Source organism: Lysinibacillus sp. CD3-6 (assembly GCF_006351725.2).
GTDB lineage: Bacteria > Bacillota > Bacilli > Bacillales_A > Planococcaceae > Lysinibacillus.
Map to the genome: position 1 here is coordinate 2,237,515 of NZ_CP085880.1, position 15,350 is coordinate 2,252,864.

Genomic DNA, 15,350 nt, shown 5'->3' on the forward strand with positions numbered 1-15,350 from the left:
AATCTTAGTCATTTATTCGAAAACGCCATTCCTTACGATAACAAAGTCGACATTCACATTCACTTTGATGTCTTTATAAATTTCATGCCATTTTTCTTTTGTTAAATTCGAGTTTCGCACAGTGCTTCTATATTGCTCTCCAAATCCAAAGATATCGGATTGGACCTCCTGACTTTGTGCAATTACTCTCGATATATCCTTTGTTAGTTTTTTACTAATTGCCTTTTCAAGTTCTGCTACTTTTTTAGGGTTGCCTAAATTTATATCTTGGTGTATTTCTAATACGCGTGCTTTCATTTTAATGTTTAGGTCAAATTCTGTTTTAGAAGCATCTACTAACTGAATGTTTCTTTGTGATTGAATGGCATCAAAAGCTACAGGGACTTTTTCTTTGCTCTTCAGTAATGATGGGGGGAGATCCTCTTCTTCTAATGTTGTTTCAAATATGCCTACCTTAAATGTATCTCTAACAACTTTGATGTAAAAACTATCTTTCGCTGGGAGTGTACTGACCATTTTGTCATCTTTAAAAAGGGCTACTCCACTTAATTCGACAAGTTCTTCATCTCTTTTTATTATAGGCATGGCTATATCTTTACCCGTCGTATAATAATCGTGAGCAATTTCATGAAGTGTTGGAGAAATTGTATACTCTTGTTTAATGTTTTGTTCTAAAAGCTTATATATATGCTGACCAATATCATCAATATTTTTATATTCGTATTTAAGTAATGATTCTGCTTTACCTTCTACGACAGCCATATACAAACTATTGCTTACGCTTGCATTTTCAAGGTTTGTATTAATGTAATAATGCAGTTTATCTTTCGCCAATTCTTCGCCAAACAATATGACCCTCATTTGACCGACCATAATCTTTTTAGACAGCTTTCGATTAGACTTCATCCGACTTCCTTTACTCGTTGCGTCCTCTGTTGTAATGACTTCAACATTACTCTGAAACTCAGGATTTACTTCACGAATAACGGCTGTTGTAGCTATTTCCTCTTCTTTTCCTACATCGTAGCCAACTAAAGTCGTTAAGCCGACTTGATCTAAAATATTGGTCTCTGCACAGCCGCATAAAAAAAGTAATAATAAAAGAAGGATAATAATTGGTCTATGCTTTTTCATTTTTATGCTCCTTCTTTGATTTGAAATGTTTTTTAAGTATCGCGAAGAAAAATAAGATAATTGGATATACAAAGATGATATAAAAAGCTACTTTTCCAAAATACGTGTTAATCGTATCAATTTGGGTACGAGTTTGAATCAGTAGTGAGACAGTGAAAATAAGAAAAGAGAAAATCCATACAAATTTCGTACTGCTTATATTTATTAGTCGTAGAGTTCCTCGATAAGCAGCCCATAAATAGAGACAAAGATTTGGTAAAATAATTAACATCCAAAAACAAACCGCTACAAATTCAAATCGCTCCATAAAGGGAAAACTGATAAAACTAAATAATGTCAGTGTTGCCCATATTGTTTTAAGTAGCTTTCCTTCACTGTAGTAAGTAATGGAAACTAACATCACTGCTAGGTATATGATGGTGGTAGCCAACAAACCTAAATGTGTATACTTACGGACGTTTTTTTTGTCCTTTATGAAAGGATAAATTATATTAAGTATTTCAAATCCAATAATTGTAAAGGTCATCGATTGTGCACCTTTTAATATTGAGCTAAAGTTCGTTTCTAAAACAGGAAGTAAACTATCTGCTGTTGAAAACTTCATTGGAAATAGTAACATAGGTAAAATCCATAAAGAGAGTACGATACTAAAAAAAGAAACACCCACAATTACTCGAAGTCCACCCGTGAAAGCATAGATAATGATTATTAGTAAAGTAGCTGATAGAAACCATGCACCGATACTAGGAAAAATCCATGCTTGAATCACTTCCATGTAATTACGTAACACAGACAAAAATGCTACAAAGCAATAAGCTATATAGATGGCGTTTAAAAAATTGCCTATCCACTTGCCGAAGATATCTTGTTGAATCCCATATAAATCATTTGAACCGTATATTTCTAATGTTTTTATCATACAAAAAGCAACGATATGTGTGGCTATGCCAGCCAATAGAACTGAAATCCATGCATCGTGTCCCGCATCTTTATATATAATACGTTGAAATCCCTGTATACCGACTCCTATTTGTGCACTGTGAATGACAAAAAAAAGCAAGTAAGCATTTATCATGTTTTGAGGACCAATTTGTATAGGATTTTTCATTCATTTCACCTTCATTTCAGCTTTCTTCGGGTTTTACAGGTTCAGGGGCAAATTTTTCCTCATCCGCAGGCCTTGTCATGGCGGGTCTTCTTGCCGTTAACGGTTTAGGCATTCTAATCACGCTATCTAGCATGCCTCTCATTCTAGGTGGGTAAAGTGGAGACATATACGGAGCACCTAAACTAGATTGACGGATTAGATGAATTAATATAAAACAAAAGGCTAGCATGATACCATAAAAACCCCAAAATCCTGCAAGTATAATAATTGGGAACCGAATAAGCCTGATTGCATTACCCATCATATAGCTTGGTGAAGTAAATGATGCCAATGCGCTTAATGCAATAATAATAAGTAATATATTACTTGTAATACCTGCCTGTACTGCTGCGGTTCCAATTACGATACCACCCACAATACCGATAGTTTGTCCGATTTTTGTTGGTAATCTTGCTCCAGCTTCTCTCAGTAATTCAATAATGAACTCAAGGAGTAATGCTTCGAATATTGGTGGGAAAGGCACTAATGCTCTAGACTCACTTAGTGGAATTAAGAAAGCTTGAGGAATAACCTCATAATGAAAAGTTAATGCTGCAACATAAATCGGTGTTAAATAAACAGATATAAAGAATGCAGTAAGGCGCAATATCCGAACAAAGGTAGCAATTTGCCATCTTAAGTTTTGATCTTCCTGACTATGAAAAAATTCAGTAAAAGATTGAGGGCAAACGATAGCCATCGAACTACCATCCACGATAATACCCAGTTTTCCATCTAATAGACAATCGCAAAACCTGTCGGGCCTTTCAGTCAACAACATTTGAGGAAAGACGGACATGGAGTTATCGTCAATCATTTCAGCTAGAACCGCACTATCGAGTAGTGCATCTATGTTAAGTTCTGTAATTCTTTGACGTAACGTATTCACCATTTCATCGGCGGCAATACCATTCATATATAAAAGCGTGACGGAAGTATTTGTACGTTTTCCCACTTTTATTTCTTCAATACATAGGTCAGTATTGACTATATAACGACGAACTAAAGAAATATTTGTAGGAAGACTCTCGTTAAAGCCAACCTGTGTTCCAATCACTTGTGATTCATTTTCAGGAGCAGACAATGATCGAGATTCTCGGCTCGCAATATTGGCTACTATTAGTTGTGCGAAGCCATTTACATGAATCACAACAGATCCATCTACTATTGCTTCAGTTGCTTCCACTAGATGGCTGATTACAGTAAGTTCAGGTATCGAAAGATTAGCCTTTATGTTTTCTGGTGTTTCATTTGGTTTGTCTTGTAAATTGGCTATAATATCATTGTTTAATGTCTGCTTATCGACTAAATTATCTATATAAATCAGACTAATATTAGGAGGAACAGACTTAATAATTAAATCAGATGGATTATTCGTAGCGTCTTTTATTGACTGAATAAAGTAATCTGTTGATTGGGCAATTTTCTCACGATTTTCTTTAGGCATAGGTACTTCTACAGGAGTCTTTTTTTTCCTGAAAGGTAGTTTAAATTTCATGTTGAATTGTAGGCTCCTCACATTTATTGCTTAGTTTTTAGAATAGACTTTAATAAGATGTTCTATACTTATTTCAATAATTTTCAATCATTCCTATTAGTAAGCAGGAGAGTTCTGGAGAATAATACAAACATGAGATGAGCACGATTTATTAGCTAGCTATTAGAAGTGAAATATTATGTGCTGCAAACGATCTGCATCATGCACTGATGCATAGCTATTTTCCAATTATTTGCAAGCTAAGGTTAAGTCAGGAACTCATTTGAGTAACTGGTCTTTTTTTGTTTCCAAAAATTTAATCTTGCCAAGCTACAAACATTTGTTCTAATATGTATACAAACAAGTGTTCTTACATAAGATAGGGAAAGGGAAAATTATTGTGCCATTAGATGTTGCTAGTGGAGCAAAATTTTTTGAATGACTGGCACTGAGGAGGAAAACGAAGATGAGAGAGCAACTGATTAAAGCTATGCAACGCAATCAATTAGTGAACATGATGTATATAGCGAAAGATGGTTCCGTCACAAAAAGGCGTGTGAAAGTCATTAAAATTGTTGGCGATTCATTTCAAGCATTTTGTTTTACAAGACATGCAAGGCGTACTTTTTTAATCAGTAATGTTCTAGCCGTTATTCCTATTGTTCGTAAGGGGCGTGAAGTTGTATGAATTATGAAGGTATGCCAAATAGACCTATTATGTGTATTGATATGAAGTGCTTTTATGCCAGCTGTGTAGCAATGTTACACGGGTTAAATATTCTTGAAAATCCAGTTGCAGTAGTAGCAAACTTTGACCAACCAGGCAGCGTTGTACTTGCTGCATCACCATTGATGAAAGAAAAATTTAAAATCAAAACTGGAAGTCGTCGTTATGAGATACCGAAGCATCCTGACATTAGATTGTTTGAGCCTAAAATGAGTTTCTTTATTCAAATGTCGATGACAATTACCAATTTGATTTCTAATTACGTACCAGTTGAGGCTATACATGTGTATAGTGTGGACGAAAGCTTTGTTGACTTAACTGGTACTGAAAAGCTGTGGGGCTCGCCTGAGGAAACGGCGAAGGAAATACAAAGAGCTATTCTGGACCAATTTAATGTACCAAGTGCAGTCGGAATGGGCCCAAACATGTTAATAGCCAAATTAGCTTTAGACCTCGATGCCAAGAAAACTGGTTTTGCCAAATGGACGTATGAGGATATTCCGAAGAAATTATGGCCTGTACGACCTTTATCCGAAATGTGGGGCATAGGAAAACGAATGGAAGCAAATCTAAATGCTATGGGAATACAAACAGTTGGTGGTTTGGCTAATGCAGATTTAGAAGAATTAGAAGAGCGATTTGGTGTAATGGGCAATCAACTCTATCACCATGCATGGGGAATAGATTTATCCAAATTAGGGGAGCCGTTAATAACAAACGGCGCTTTAAGTTTTGGTAAGGGTCAAATGCTGATGAGAGATTATCACACACGTAAAGATATTTCTGTAGTGCTCTTAGAAATGTGTGAAGACGTAATGAAACGCGCACGTGATGCAGGGTTTGTTGGGCGTACAATTAGCTTAGGTCTTTCATATAGTCATAATGCTATGACCAAAGGGTTTCATCGCTCTAAAACCATTGCAGGACCAACAAGTGAAACGCTTGTGATGTATAAAGCTTGTATTGAATTACTGGATGAGCACTTTGCTGGAGAGCCAGCAAGACAATTATCAGTCCGAATATCCAACCTAGAGAAAGAACATAGCATTCAGTTGGATTTATTTGATGAACGTAAACCTCAACGACAAATCATAGGGCCTACAATGGATGCAATACGCAATAGGTTTGGAGCTACCTCTATATTAAGAGCCGTGTCTTATACAAGAGCTGGTACAGCTATTAAACGAGATCGCTTAGTTGGTGGTCATTTGGCATAGGAGTGAATGAAATGATAAAGGATAGAGGGAGTATTAAATGGGCATCGATGATGTTGCCAGAACATTTGGAGCTGCTGAGAGTGTGTAAGCAAACAGAATATATAGAGCCACCAAGAGAGCTAACGGATTGGGAGCTAGAAGAATTACAACAAACAATAAATCAAGCCTATCATCAGCAAAGCGACGTTAAGTTAGAAGTATGGACGGACAGTAAAACTACGCAATGGACTGGATTAATAAAATCAATTAATTTCAATACAAATGAACTTATACTGGAAACACTGATGAGGACTATACGCATTCCATTACAGCATATACAATCAGCACAATTGGAAGCTGATTATTATGATTAAAGCCGATGAAAGACAATTATTACACAAATATTTATTGTTGGAGTTAGCTGTGAAATCATTGCAAATTGATTATCAAAAAGCGGAACAATTTAAAATGAAAATAGTCTTTCTTCCTTTAATGGATTCATTGCTTAAGGAACTACGTCAAGAATATTTTAACCTCAAACGTCAGCTTGCACAGCATCGCATACGCGTAGTAGGATGGCAGCCTGTAGATGAATATTTTAGTGACGTGCAAGTCGCGACGGCAGGTAATGATGTAGTACTCCGTTATGCTAATCAGGCTCTCAAATCACAAGTGGAAAAACTGTTGATTAATCATATAAGCAATAACAAATGACAGGTCCTCTTGAGAGACCTGTTTTTTTATAGATTGGCTAAGTAGAAAAATGCTATAGCATATGCTACAAAAAAGATATATTTTTTTAAAATTCATTGAAACTTTTTCAACTCTCTTATTCTCTTCTATTTTATAAAGATTAAATTTAGAAAAGAAAGGTGTATTGGAATGAAAGGTAGGAAAAGAATTAGATGGACTAGAATTGTGGCGGTCATTGTGTTCTTTACTATAATGCTAGGAGCTAGTTATTACTTAATAGGTGGAAAAATAGAGGATCATGGACAAGCTGAAAATCTTGTTAGTAATGCGGCAAGGCTTGTAGAAACCGAAGAAATAGCAGAAGAAAATGAAGCTAACGTGGAAGAAGTAATAGAAGAAGTAGAAACAACTGTATTGCGTCCAGATGGAAAATACATAGCGCTTACCTTTGATGATGGACCGAGCTCAAAAGTAACACCACGAGTATTGCAAACTTTAAAGCAACATGAAGCAAAAGCAACTTTCTTTATGCTAGGAAGCAGAGTTGAAATGTATCCAAATATTGCGGCACAAGTAGCTGCTGAAGGTCATGAAATAGCAAATCACACATTTAGTCATCCAAATTTAAAGAAATTGACGCATAAAGAAATGAGAGAAGAAATCGATAAAACAAACAATATTATTGAAGTGGCGACAGGTATAACAGCAACTTTGTTTCGACCTCCATATGGGGTATACAATCAAGATATTTTAAACTATACAAATGCAAATAATTATACTACCATTCTATGGTCTGTGGATTCACTAGATTGGAAAAGTCGTAATCCAGCAACGATAAAAGAAGAAATTTTAAATAATGTCTCTAATAAATCTATCGTATTAATGCACGATATTCATACTGCAACAGCAGAAGCTTTACCAGAGTTATTAATAACGTTAAAAAAAGAGGGATATGAGTTTGTAACGGTATCGGAACTTTTAACACTACAAGAAGAAAAAGTCGATCCCTATTTTGGCAATTAATTGTGCCAAAAAACAAAACTAATTAAAACATTTAGGATATTTGTTCAATCATTCGTAGATTGCATCCCCTCGTATCATTAAAGGGAGGTGAGTCTTTGGATACGCAAGTAGTCGAAGAAAAATTTAACGAAATATATGATAAAACTTATCATCAATGTTTAATATATGTCATTAGTAAATGCAATCATACGAATGTTATTCCTGATATTATTCAAGAAACATATTTAGCACTTTATCAAATACTAAAGAACAAGGGACACGATTATATTAAAAATCCAGAGGCCTATGTAATACGCATCGCTAAATCGAAAATCTACAACCATTATTCTTTAAAGGAAAAAGTAAAAAGCCTCATACCGTTGTTTGATATAAATAAAGAAGATAAAGAATATAATCAGGCTGATATAAATAGTGAACTATACGAAAATGAAATAGAAATTGCATTAGAAAATAAAGAAGTGCTATCGGCTATTTGGCGCTTCTTGCAATCAAAACCACAAAAGGTACAAAAGGTGTTTTATTTATTTTATTATGCTGAACTATCAATTCCTGAAATTGCTCAATTACTGCATTTAAACCAATCGACGATAAAAAACTATATTTACCGCACCACTCACGAAATACGAAAAAAGTTTGGGAAGGACGGTTGAAGCTAAATGAGAGAGCATGAACGAAAAGTATTAAAACGTGTTATTGAAGAAAACTTAGCGAATAAGGAATTGATACGAAAAAAAGTATTAACGAAGGCTGAAAATGAGATGGCTCCGAAGAAGAGAGTAACAATTATGAAAATGAAATCTATTGCAATTCCTTTAACGGCATGTCTTATATTTATGTTCTTTGTAAACTTAAGCCCTACATTTGCACTGGCAGTATCAAAAGTTCCTGTACTAGGGGCAGTAGCTAAAGTAATTACAATAGATGAATATATAGAGAAAACCGATTATATTGATGCGCATATTAAAATTCCAAAATTTACTGATATGCGTAATCCATCGATAGAAAATCGAATCAATACGATGATTAAGAAAAAAATTGAGAGTCTTGCTGAGAAGGCAAGGCAAGACTCAGCGGAATTCAAAAAAAACTACCTTGGAGATGGGGAGTATTCGGAGGATATTGAATATACGCCGAGCATATACAAATTTGATTATGAAGTGAAAAGTTCAAATGAACAGATTTTGTCATTTATCATTAGTGAAACAGAAACAACGAACGGATTAACATTTGTCACGAAATATTTTTATAATATTGATCTGACAACAGGAAAGGAACTAACACTTGTTGATTTACTAGGTCCCGATTACGAGAAAATAGTAGATCCTGAGATTGAACGTCAAGTGAAGGAGCGTGCCAAGGCTGATGAAAATCTATTATGGTATTATGAGGAATATTACGCTTCAAAGGGTGCTGGAGGAATAGACGAGTTTACATCTAAAAACTTCTATATTAATGAACAAGGAAACCCTGTCATCTTTTTCTATGAATATAACATCGCCCCACCATATGCAGGACCACAGGAATTTGAGATAGAACGATAAACAATATTGAAACATATAGAAGAAGACCAGCTACTTATAAATAAAAAGTAGTTGGTCTTCTTGTATAACACCCAGCGGTGAAAATAGTAACTTTACCTTGTATACTAATGAAATATCAATTAAATATAGCGATTTTAACAATAAATACTTTACGAAATAAACTGAATAATAGTAAAATTATAATAATTGAATGACCGAAAATAGTGAGAACCACATTACAATCCAAAGGAGAGCAAAATGAAGAAGTTTAAACTTTTTGCCAGTATTGTAGCTGTTAGTTTGTTGACTATAGGGTTTGGTTCATTTGCAAATGCGTCCCCAACATATCACCAATATTCAGGGAAAGTTCCGAGATTCGAAGATTTAGAGACTAATGATGCTATTAAAGAAACTACGGGCAGTGCTTACAATTTAGTAACGTATATTCAGAAAGGCAAATTGGTATCATGGGTTGAAAAGGGGACTAGAAATGTTACAAAAAAAGAAGCATACAAAGAGCGCAAAGTTATTGTAATGGATTATTTAGGAAATGCTAGTTCTTTAGTAGGGGAGAATGTTTATTTAAATATATCAACTTCTCCAGGTACGTTAGAAACAGTCGATACTGCAGGAACGTGGACACCTAATTAATCGATTTGATAAAAGATACTCAATTTTTGGTCATTCAATCAATTGATTGGAAATGGTGAAAGTTGAGGTGTTGAGATGATTATGTATATTAGGCAAGAGTTTAAAAGAGCATTATTATCCAGAATGGGACTTATCACAATAGCCTCCTCTATTCTACTCGTTTTTATTGGTATGCTGGAAGCATTAATATGGATTAATAGCGGGGTGATTTCAATTGTATATGCCTTTTTACAGGGCTATAATGCTGGAACGGCATCCTTTATCGTTATTGCGTTTCCCATTATTGCATGTATGCCGTATGCGAATTCTTATCGAATAGATATTCAAACAGGCTTCCATCATTATATACAATACCGTATGAAAAAAAGCCGCTATATGACAATTCGTTTAGCTGTAAATGCCCTTGCAGGAGGAGTAGCTGTTGCAATTGGCCCTTTTATTGCTTTTATTTTTTTAATGGTTTTAAAGCTTCTATTAAATGTACCAATGCTAAGATCCAGAGATCAATTAGATCCTGTACGTTTTTTTCAAAGTATCGGTGTAAGTTCACCAATTCTCATGATGATGATAATGATCGGAATTATGTTTTGTTGTGGGATGATATTTGCAACTCTAGGTTTAGGAATATCTGCGGTAATTCAAAATAAATATATTGCGATATTTATACCGTTTATTTATCTTATTATTTCAGTGACAGTATTGGCGAAAATTCACCCTGCTTTAAATGCGATGGCATTGTTTGATGTGGATATCATTGACCAATATCATATTGACCAAACTTTTCTATACGGCGTAGTGCTTGTTGTAGTGGGGATGACACTATTTTTTATAGGAGGGGCAACAAAGATTGAAGAGCGGTTTAAAGAGTAAAAAACGATTAAAGCTATATTCAGCTAATAAAAGTATCGTTTTCGTTTATATTGTGTTGATGTTATATTTCTATAATCTGTTGCTATCAACAAAATTAGTCGAAGGAAATATCTTTGATTTATTACTTCATCTTACGGAGTTTCATCCTCTTTTTTATTCTATCTTGCCTGCATTTTTAATGATTCTTATATCGTTATTTTCATTAGGGAATGTGCAAAACTATTTGTTAATTCGATTTTATACGAAACGGCAATGGTATCATGCAAACCTTTTACGAGTGGTAAAGTCAGCTACATACTTCTGTTTAATGCTTGTGGCAATAATGGTACTCGAAGCTGTATTTGTATTAGATTTTAAGAATCAATGGAGTAATTATAGTGTTCATTACTATAAACATCATACTGAGCTATTAAGTAATAGCACACCTATTTTCTTAACTACGATGTCAGTCGTACTATTATGGTTGTTTTTATGTTTTTTCGGAATGCTTTTTTATATAAGCTACTTGTTTACAGGACGGATATTATTAGCTTGTTTAGTCGTTCTTTTAGTCAACATGTTGAATATAGGTGTGTTCCTTTCAAAAATAACGCCTATTTCTTCTTATTTATTTTATGACCATATCAATGTTTTTCAATATACCACTAGCTCAATTTCTGACATAACCGATTATCCATATACAATTCTACTATATTGGATTGTGTTAATTTTCATACTTTATTTAATTGGGTATTGCTGTATCAATCATAAGGATATGTATATTGGAGAGAGAAAATAATGCTAAAAAAATTAATTTTCTATTATTTATGTTCTTTCTTTAAACCTACGTATGTTCTATGTATCGTTGGCGTTTTTGTACTGAATGGTATTCTTGTTCATACCACATATGGAGATCTCATCCCAAATGGCTATGCAAATCGGATTGTATTTATGTTCTATATGCCTTTAAATATCCAATTCGACTTGTTACGTTGGTTATTAATTTTTATCCCTATCCTTCTATTTTTTAGTTCGTTTATTTTGCGTGAGTTGCGTGATCATCCAACGTACCTCATTCTAAGAATGAAAAGCTATCGTCATTGCTTTCATAGTATGTTTATTGCAATATGCATCAGTTTAGTTGGAACAGTTGGAATAGCTTATGGGGTTACGGGAATGGTTATTTTCTTTTTTAATAGTCAAATCGAAGGTCAAAGTAATACAGGATTATCGTTGTTCCTAAGCACGAATGGATGGCAAGAGCTGTTGAATCATTTTACGCTATTTATCTTGACGTTATTGTTATTACTTATTGTCCACACGATTTTTTCGTTTATTATTCATAATGCTGCCTTCGCAATGTTCACCGTTATTATTAGTATGATTGCATCGGCTACTATCGGTTATTTGTTTCCATCCTTACTAAAATTTTTACCGTTAACGTATTTCCTGCTCGGTTTGAGAGAAATGCAGGAGGTAACTTCTGCTTGGTCTAATAGTATAATCCTGCTATGTATCGTTTTGTCCTATTGTGTGCTTTCTATACTTTTTATTAATCTACGAGAAAAAATAGTTGGTATTTGATATAAAAGGGGGTTGTATAAATGACAATACTCGAAATACACAATTTGTATAAAAAGATAAAGGGCCGTGAGCTGCTGAAAAATATAACATTAGTCATTGATAAACCTGGAATTTATGGGATTGTCGGTAGAAACGGTTCAGGCAAAAGTCTATTATTTAAGATGATTGCAGGACTTTTTGTTCCGAGTAGTGGCACTGTAAGTGTGTTTGGTGACATTATCGGGAAAGGTAATTTTCCGAAATCCTTTGGTGCACTGTTAGATACGCCAGGATTTCTGACCCATTATTCAGGTTTTCAAAACTTAAAAATACTCGCCTCGATACAAAACAAAATTAATGATAAGGATATTGAGAATGTACTGACACTGGTTGGACTTGATTTTAATGATAAAGGACCAGTTCGTAAATATTCTTTGGGCATGAGGCAAAGATTAGGGATTGCACAAGCGATTATGGAGAAACCAAAATTACTATTATTGGATGAACCGATGAATGGGCTGGATGAATCAGGTGTATCGGAAATGCGAGAGATGATTCTTAACTTTAAAAAGCAGGAAATAACCATTCTTTTAGCGAGCCATAATCCTGAAGATATTGCTTTACTTTGCGATGAGGTTTACAAAATGGATGCAGGGGAGTTAGCTCTTCATACTATTAATACAAATAGAACGACACAGCTTATTTAAAAATACAGCATCCTTGGAGAAGGATGCTGTATGGGCAATCTAATCTATCAATTCAACAAAATCCTGTATGTGTTTTTCAATAAGGTCATTTATCTTTCTAACTGTTAATGGTGTGATTTGGTCAAACATAGTATGGAGCGGAATAATAGAAGCTTGAATTTCTTTGTTTTTATCTAGGTCTTCACGTATAACAGTAAAGTTTTCTAAAGTGTTCGGATAATTATTTTGTAGAAAAACTTGTTCAATCTTTTCAAAAAGTGCTAGCAAGGACTCATCCTCAAAATATTTAGCACTGGCTTTGAGCGCTAGCCAACTTTTAGGTTGGGCGTAATAATAGGCACTCCACCAATAAAATTCAATCAGCGATTTACTGGCGTGATTATAGTACGTATAAAATACAAATAAAGCCTTTTGTCCTTGGGATAATTGCATGTAAAATTGTTCTTTAAAATGGATGGTATCCGTTTCATTGGATATGCCCATTTTATAAAGATAAATAAGGGGCTCAAAGCATTTGTTACTTAAGTCAGAAGTCGTTAAATTAAAATCGTTTTTTTTCATTTTTACCAACAAAATATTATCACACTCCCTGCTTAAATCATACTACATTTGGAAATTAATGTGCGAAAAATTGGCCCTCGGGAAAATTAAAAGCAACCTTATGGGGTTGCTTTTTTTGTATGACCTAATAGGAATACTAGTTAAATCGGATTTGTTCTAGTATCAATATATTGTTTTGTAAGAAAAATTACATATTTATATAAAACATAAAAGACTATAATAAACGCGATAATCGATTCAAGAATGGAAACCCAATGGAACAGTACTGAAGTAAATCCTAGTTGGTTATAAAAGTTGGTAGCTGCAGTGATGGCAGTTGCTGAAATGACTAAAGGAAACGTAAATCCTGCATAGCTTGGGTAAAAATCAATTGCTAGTAATTTAGGAAGCTGTGTCAAAATAAGAAAATATAGGCCTTGGGATAAACCAAATAGCAATGTGACAATCAGGATATTTTTATTATCAAAGGCATTTAAATAGCCTGTTAAACAAAGAGATCCAGGCGCCGCAATAATTGTAATGAGAGGAAGTGTAGAATCCTCCATATTTTTTATAGTAAAGACACGATGCAAAATAATCGGTAATAACACTAAATATAAAGATAATGCAATCCAGAAAATCCAACGACCAAATGCAGGATAAAAATTACATGATGTGACCGTAATAACACCAATCCCTACATAAGTGATAAACCAGCTAGGATAGACGTGATGGATTTTTACTGATTGTGTTATTAAGAAAAAATATGTGAAATAAGCCATTAACATAAAATGTACGATAACAATACTTAGCCATATATATGACAAATAAGGTGTAAGCCAATCAACTTCAAGAAAATAAGTACAAATAATCATTAATCCCATTGTAAAAGTAGGAGCTACTGAAGCTACAATCGGATTTTTTAAAACAGAAAGTGTATGTTTAAATGTGAAGATCAGTTTAAATATCACTAAGCACATTAGCGCCATTCCTATAAGGCCTACTAAAATACCAAATCTCGGCATGCCATCAGTTTTTATAAGATTTCCTAAAGAAACGAGTGCTAAAATTAAGCCACAAATAGGTATCGGTATGTTTTTAAGAAAGCTTTTCATTATGTTCCCTCCGGTTGTTTAATTCAATTTTACCTTGTATAAACATTGTAAATCGGATTATACTATTTGTGAAATTGATAATTTGGATATCAATTATTAAGAAATCCAATAATTGAATTGGAGGGTCGTTAATGTTTCAAAGTTTAAAAACATTTGTGAAAGTATATGAATTGAAAAACTTTACAAAGGCAGCGGAAGAATTATATTTATCACAACCAACAATATCTACTCAAATACTTAATTTAGAGAAAAAGTTAGATGTAACTCTCTTTACTAGAAAAGGGCGACACGAAATTATTCCAACGAGGGATGCTGATTTTCTTTATAGACGAGCGCAAAGTATTCTAGATAACTGGGAAGATACGATAGAAACACTTAATAACAAAGAAAAAGAAATCGTCCGAACAAAATGCCGTATTGCCTGTTCAAATACGTGTGGTATTTACTTTCTTCCAAATATAATGAAGTCTCTTTTAGAGAACTTTCCAGATATAGATTTTTCCTTACAATTGATGAATTCAGAAGAAGTAGTGAAGCGATTAAAACAAAACGAAGCGGACTTAGGGTTTATCGAAAAAATAGTGGATACAGGTAGCTTGAAACGAAGCCTATTAAATATAGATCAACTTGTGTTAGCTGGTAATCCTGAATCTAGTTACTGGTTAAACCGTGAAGAGGATTCGGGGACACAATTTTATTCGGATATGTATGTAAAAGAAAATAATTTGAAACCGATACATATTTATCTTAATAACAATGAGATGATAGCGGCGCTGTTAAAGGAGGGAATTGGGCAAACCGTTATTTCACAAAAAGTTGTACCAGAAGGCGTTAATTGGCAACCACTATCCCAAAAATATACTCGAAATTTTTATTTTTTGGCGAAAGAAACTCAATTAAAAGAAAGAATCAACGAGTTAGAAAAGTTTATTAAGGATAGGGGTGCCTGACACTCAAACAATTCAGAATTGTTTGAGTGTCAGGCACATTCCATTACATCGGGAATTG

18 protein-coding genes are annotated in these 15,350 nt (G+C 34.1%); 13 read left to right on the forward strand and 5 right to left on the reverse strand.

Features of this window, described 5'->3' with window-relative positions; translation table 11 throughout:
• Positions 1-12: 12 nt before the first annotated feature.
• From FH508_RS10805 to FH508_RS10815, 3 genes are read right to left on the reverse strand one after another with little or no spacing between them, the layout of a single operon-like run.
• Positions 13-1,134, reverse strand: coding sequence for a Ger(x)C family spore germination protein (locus tag FH508_RS10805; protein ID WP_172771334.1), 1,122 nt, complete (start codon positions 1,132-1,134; stop codon positions 13-15).
• Positions 1,121-2,242, reverse strand: a complete 1,122-nt coding sequence (locus tag FH508_RS10810) for a GerAB/ArcD/ProY family transporter (protein WP_172771335.1) — start codon at positions 2,240-2,242, stop codon at positions 1,121-1,123. Before FH508_RS10810 ends, FH508_RS10805 begins: the two co-directional genes overlap by 14 nt.
• Positions 2,243-2,258: 16 nt before the next feature.
• Entirely contained in the window at positions 2,259-3,779 is a 1,521-nt protein-coding gene (locus tag FH508_RS10815; RefSeq protein WP_172771336.1) for a spore germination protein, read from the reverse strand.
• Between the two features lie 445 nt (positions 3,780-4,224).
• Here FH508_RS10815 and FH508_RS10820 point away from each other — a divergent pair, with 445 nt between their 5' ends.
• The 12 genes from FH508_RS10820 to FH508_RS10875 all read left to right on the forward strand — a co-directional run bounded on the left by FH508_RS10820 (position 4,225) and on the right by FH508_RS10875 (position 12,687).
• On the forward strand, positions 4,225-4,446 hold the full coding sequence (locus FH508_RS10820) for a transcriptional regulator (protein ID WP_172771337.1): 222 nt from the start codon (positions 4,225-4,227) through the stop codon (positions 4,444-4,446).
• Entirely contained in the window at positions 4,443-5,702 is a 1,260-nt protein-coding gene (locus tag FH508_RS10825; protein WP_172771338.1) for a Y-family DNA polymerase, read from the forward strand. Before FH508_RS10820 ends, FH508_RS10825 begins: the two co-directional genes overlap by 4 nt.
• 11 nt (positions 5,703-5,713) lie before the next feature.
• Entirely contained in the window at positions 5,714-6,055 is a 342-nt protein-coding gene (locus tag FH508_RS10830; protein WP_172771339.1) for a YolD-like family protein, read from the forward strand.
• The gene (locus FH508_RS10835; RefSeq protein WP_172771340.1) at positions 6,048-6,395 is read left to right on the forward strand and encodes a YhjD family protein; all 348 of its coding nucleotides are present in this window, start codon (positions 6,048-6,050) and stop codon (positions 6,393-6,395) included. The genes FH508_RS10830 and FH508_RS10835 overlap by 8 nt, the downstream gene beginning before the upstream one ends.
• A 168-nt stretch (positions 6,396-6,563) precedes the next feature.
• Entirely contained in the window at positions 6,564-7,397 is an 834-nt protein-coding gene (locus FH508_RS10840; RefSeq protein WP_172771341.1) for a polysaccharide deacetylase family protein, read from the forward strand.
• 95 nt (positions 7,398-7,492) lie between these two features.
• On the forward strand, positions 7,493-8,047 hold the full coding sequence (locus tag FH508_RS10845; RefSeq protein ID WP_172771342.1) for an RNA polymerase sigma factor: 555 nt from the start codon (positions 7,493-7,495) through the stop codon (positions 8,045-8,047).
• A gap of 6 nt (positions 8,048-8,053) precedes the next feature.
• On the forward strand, positions 8,054-8,938 hold the full coding sequence (locus FH508_RS10850) for a DUF3298 and DUF4163 domain-containing protein (protein ID WP_172771343.1): 885 nt from the start codon (positions 8,054-8,056) through the stop codon (positions 8,936-8,938).
• A gap of 237 nt (positions 8,939-9,175) precedes the next feature.
• A complete protein-coding gene (locus FH508_RS10855) occupies positions 9,176-9,568 on the forward strand; it encodes a hypothetical protein (protein WP_172771344.1) in 393 nt (130 codons plus the stop codon).
• A gap of 81 nt (positions 9,569-9,649) precedes the next feature.
• Complete coding sequence (locus FH508_RS10860) at positions 9,650-10,438, forward strand: hypothetical protein (RefSeq protein WP_172771345.1); 789 nt, start codon at positions 9,650-9,652, stop codon at positions 10,436-10,438.
• The gene (locus FH508_RS10865; protein ID WP_172771346.1) at positions 10,416-11,216 is read left to right on the forward strand and encodes a hypothetical protein; all 801 of its coding nucleotides are present in this window, start codon (positions 10,416-10,418) and stop codon (positions 11,214-11,216) included. The genes FH508_RS10860 and FH508_RS10865 overlap by 23 nt, the downstream gene beginning before the upstream one ends.
• Positions 11,216-12,001, forward strand: a complete 786-nt coding sequence (locus FH508_RS10870; RefSeq protein WP_172771347.1) for a hypothetical protein — start codon at positions 11,216-11,218, stop codon at positions 11,999-12,001. Before FH508_RS10865 ends, FH508_RS10870 begins: the two co-directional genes overlap by 1 nt.
• A 20-nt stretch (positions 12,002-12,021) precedes the next feature.
• Positions 12,022-12,687 (forward strand): ABC transporter ATP-binding protein, encoded by a 666-nt coding sequence (locus tag FH508_RS10875; protein ID WP_172771348.1) that lies wholly within the window; start codon positions 12,022-12,024, stop codon positions 12,685-12,687.
• Positions 12,688-12,726: 39 nt separating this feature from the next.
• Here the strand turns inward: FH508_RS10875 and FH508_RS10880 are convergent, their stop codons facing one another.
• Positions 12,727-13,260 carry a hypothetical protein gene (locus FH508_RS10880; RefSeq protein ID WP_228134482.1) on the reverse strand — a complete coding sequence of 178 codons (534 nt, stop codon included), beginning with the start codon at positions 13,258-13,260 and terminating at the stop codon, positions 12,727-12,729.
• 128 nt (positions 13,261-13,388) lie between these two features.
• Positions 13,389-14,342, reverse strand: coding sequence for a TDT family transporter (locus FH508_RS10885; protein ID WP_172771350.1), 954 nt, complete (start codon positions 14,340-14,342; stop codon positions 13,389-13,391).
• Between the two features lie 131 nt (positions 14,343-14,473).
• Here FH508_RS10885 and FH508_RS10890 point away from each other — a divergent pair, with 131 nt between their 5' ends.
• Entirely contained in the window at positions 14,474-15,292 is an 819-nt protein-coding gene (locus FH508_RS10890) for a LysR family transcriptional regulator (RefSeq protein ID WP_172771351.1), read from the forward strand.
• Positions 15,293-15,350: the final 58 nt, after the last annotated feature.

Coding starts and splice junctions, on each gene's coding strand:
- FH508_RS10805 (WP_172771334.1), bottom strand. CDS start 1,134: ATGAAAAAGCATAGACCAATTATTATCCTTCTTTTATTATTACTTTTT.
- FH508_RS10840 (WP_172771341.1), top strand. CDS start 6,564: ATGAAAGGTAGGAAAAGAATTAGATGGACTAGAATTGTGGCGGTCATT.
- FH508_RS10870 (WP_172771347.1), top strand. CDS start 11,216: ATGCTAAAAAAATTAATTTTCTATTATTTATGTTCTTTCTTTAAACCT.
- FH508_RS10850 (WP_172771343.1), top strand. CDS start 8,054: ATGAGAGAGCATGAACGAAAAGTATTAAAACGTGTTATTGAAGAAAAC.
- FH508_RS10830 (WP_172771339.1), top strand. CDS start 5,714: ATGATAAAGGATAGAGGGAGTATTAAATGGGCATCGATGATGTTGCCA.
- FH508_RS10875 (WP_172771348.1), top strand. CDS start 12,022: ATGACAATACTCGAAATACACAATTTGTATAAAAAGATAAAGGGCCGT.
- FH508_RS10855 (WP_172771344.1), top strand. CDS start 9,176: ATGAAGAAGTTTAAACTTTTTGCCAGTATTGTAGCTGTTAGTTTGTTG.
- FH508_RS10890 (WP_172771351.1), top strand. CDS start 14,474: ATGTTTCAAAGTTTAAAAACATTTGTGAAAGTATATGAATTGAAAAAC.
- FH508_RS10825 (WP_172771338.1), top strand. CDS start 4,443: ATGAATTATGAAGGTATGCCAAATAGACCTATTATGTGTATTGATATG.
- FH508_RS10815 (WP_172771336.1), bottom strand. CDS start 3,779: ATGAAATTTAAACTACCTTTCAGGAAAAAAAAGACTCCTGTAGAAGTA.
- FH508_RS10835 (WP_172771340.1), top strand. CDS start 6,048: ATGATTAAAGCCGATGAAAGACAATTATTACACAAATATTTATTGTTG.
- FH508_RS10860 (WP_172771345.1), top strand. CDS start 9,650: ATGTATATTAGGCAAGAGTTTAAAAGAGCATTATTATCCAGAATGGGA.
- FH508_RS10810 (WP_172771335.1), bottom strand. CDS start 2,242: ATGAAAAATCCTATACAAATTGGTCCTCAAAACATGATAAATGCTTAC.
- FH508_RS10885 (WP_172771350.1), bottom strand. CDS start 14,342: ATGAAAAGCTTTCTTAAAAACATACCGATACCTATTTGTGGCTTAATT.
- FH508_RS10820 (WP_172771337.1), top strand. CDS start 4,225: ATGAGAGAGCAACTGATTAAAGCTATGCAACGCAATCAATTAGTGAAC.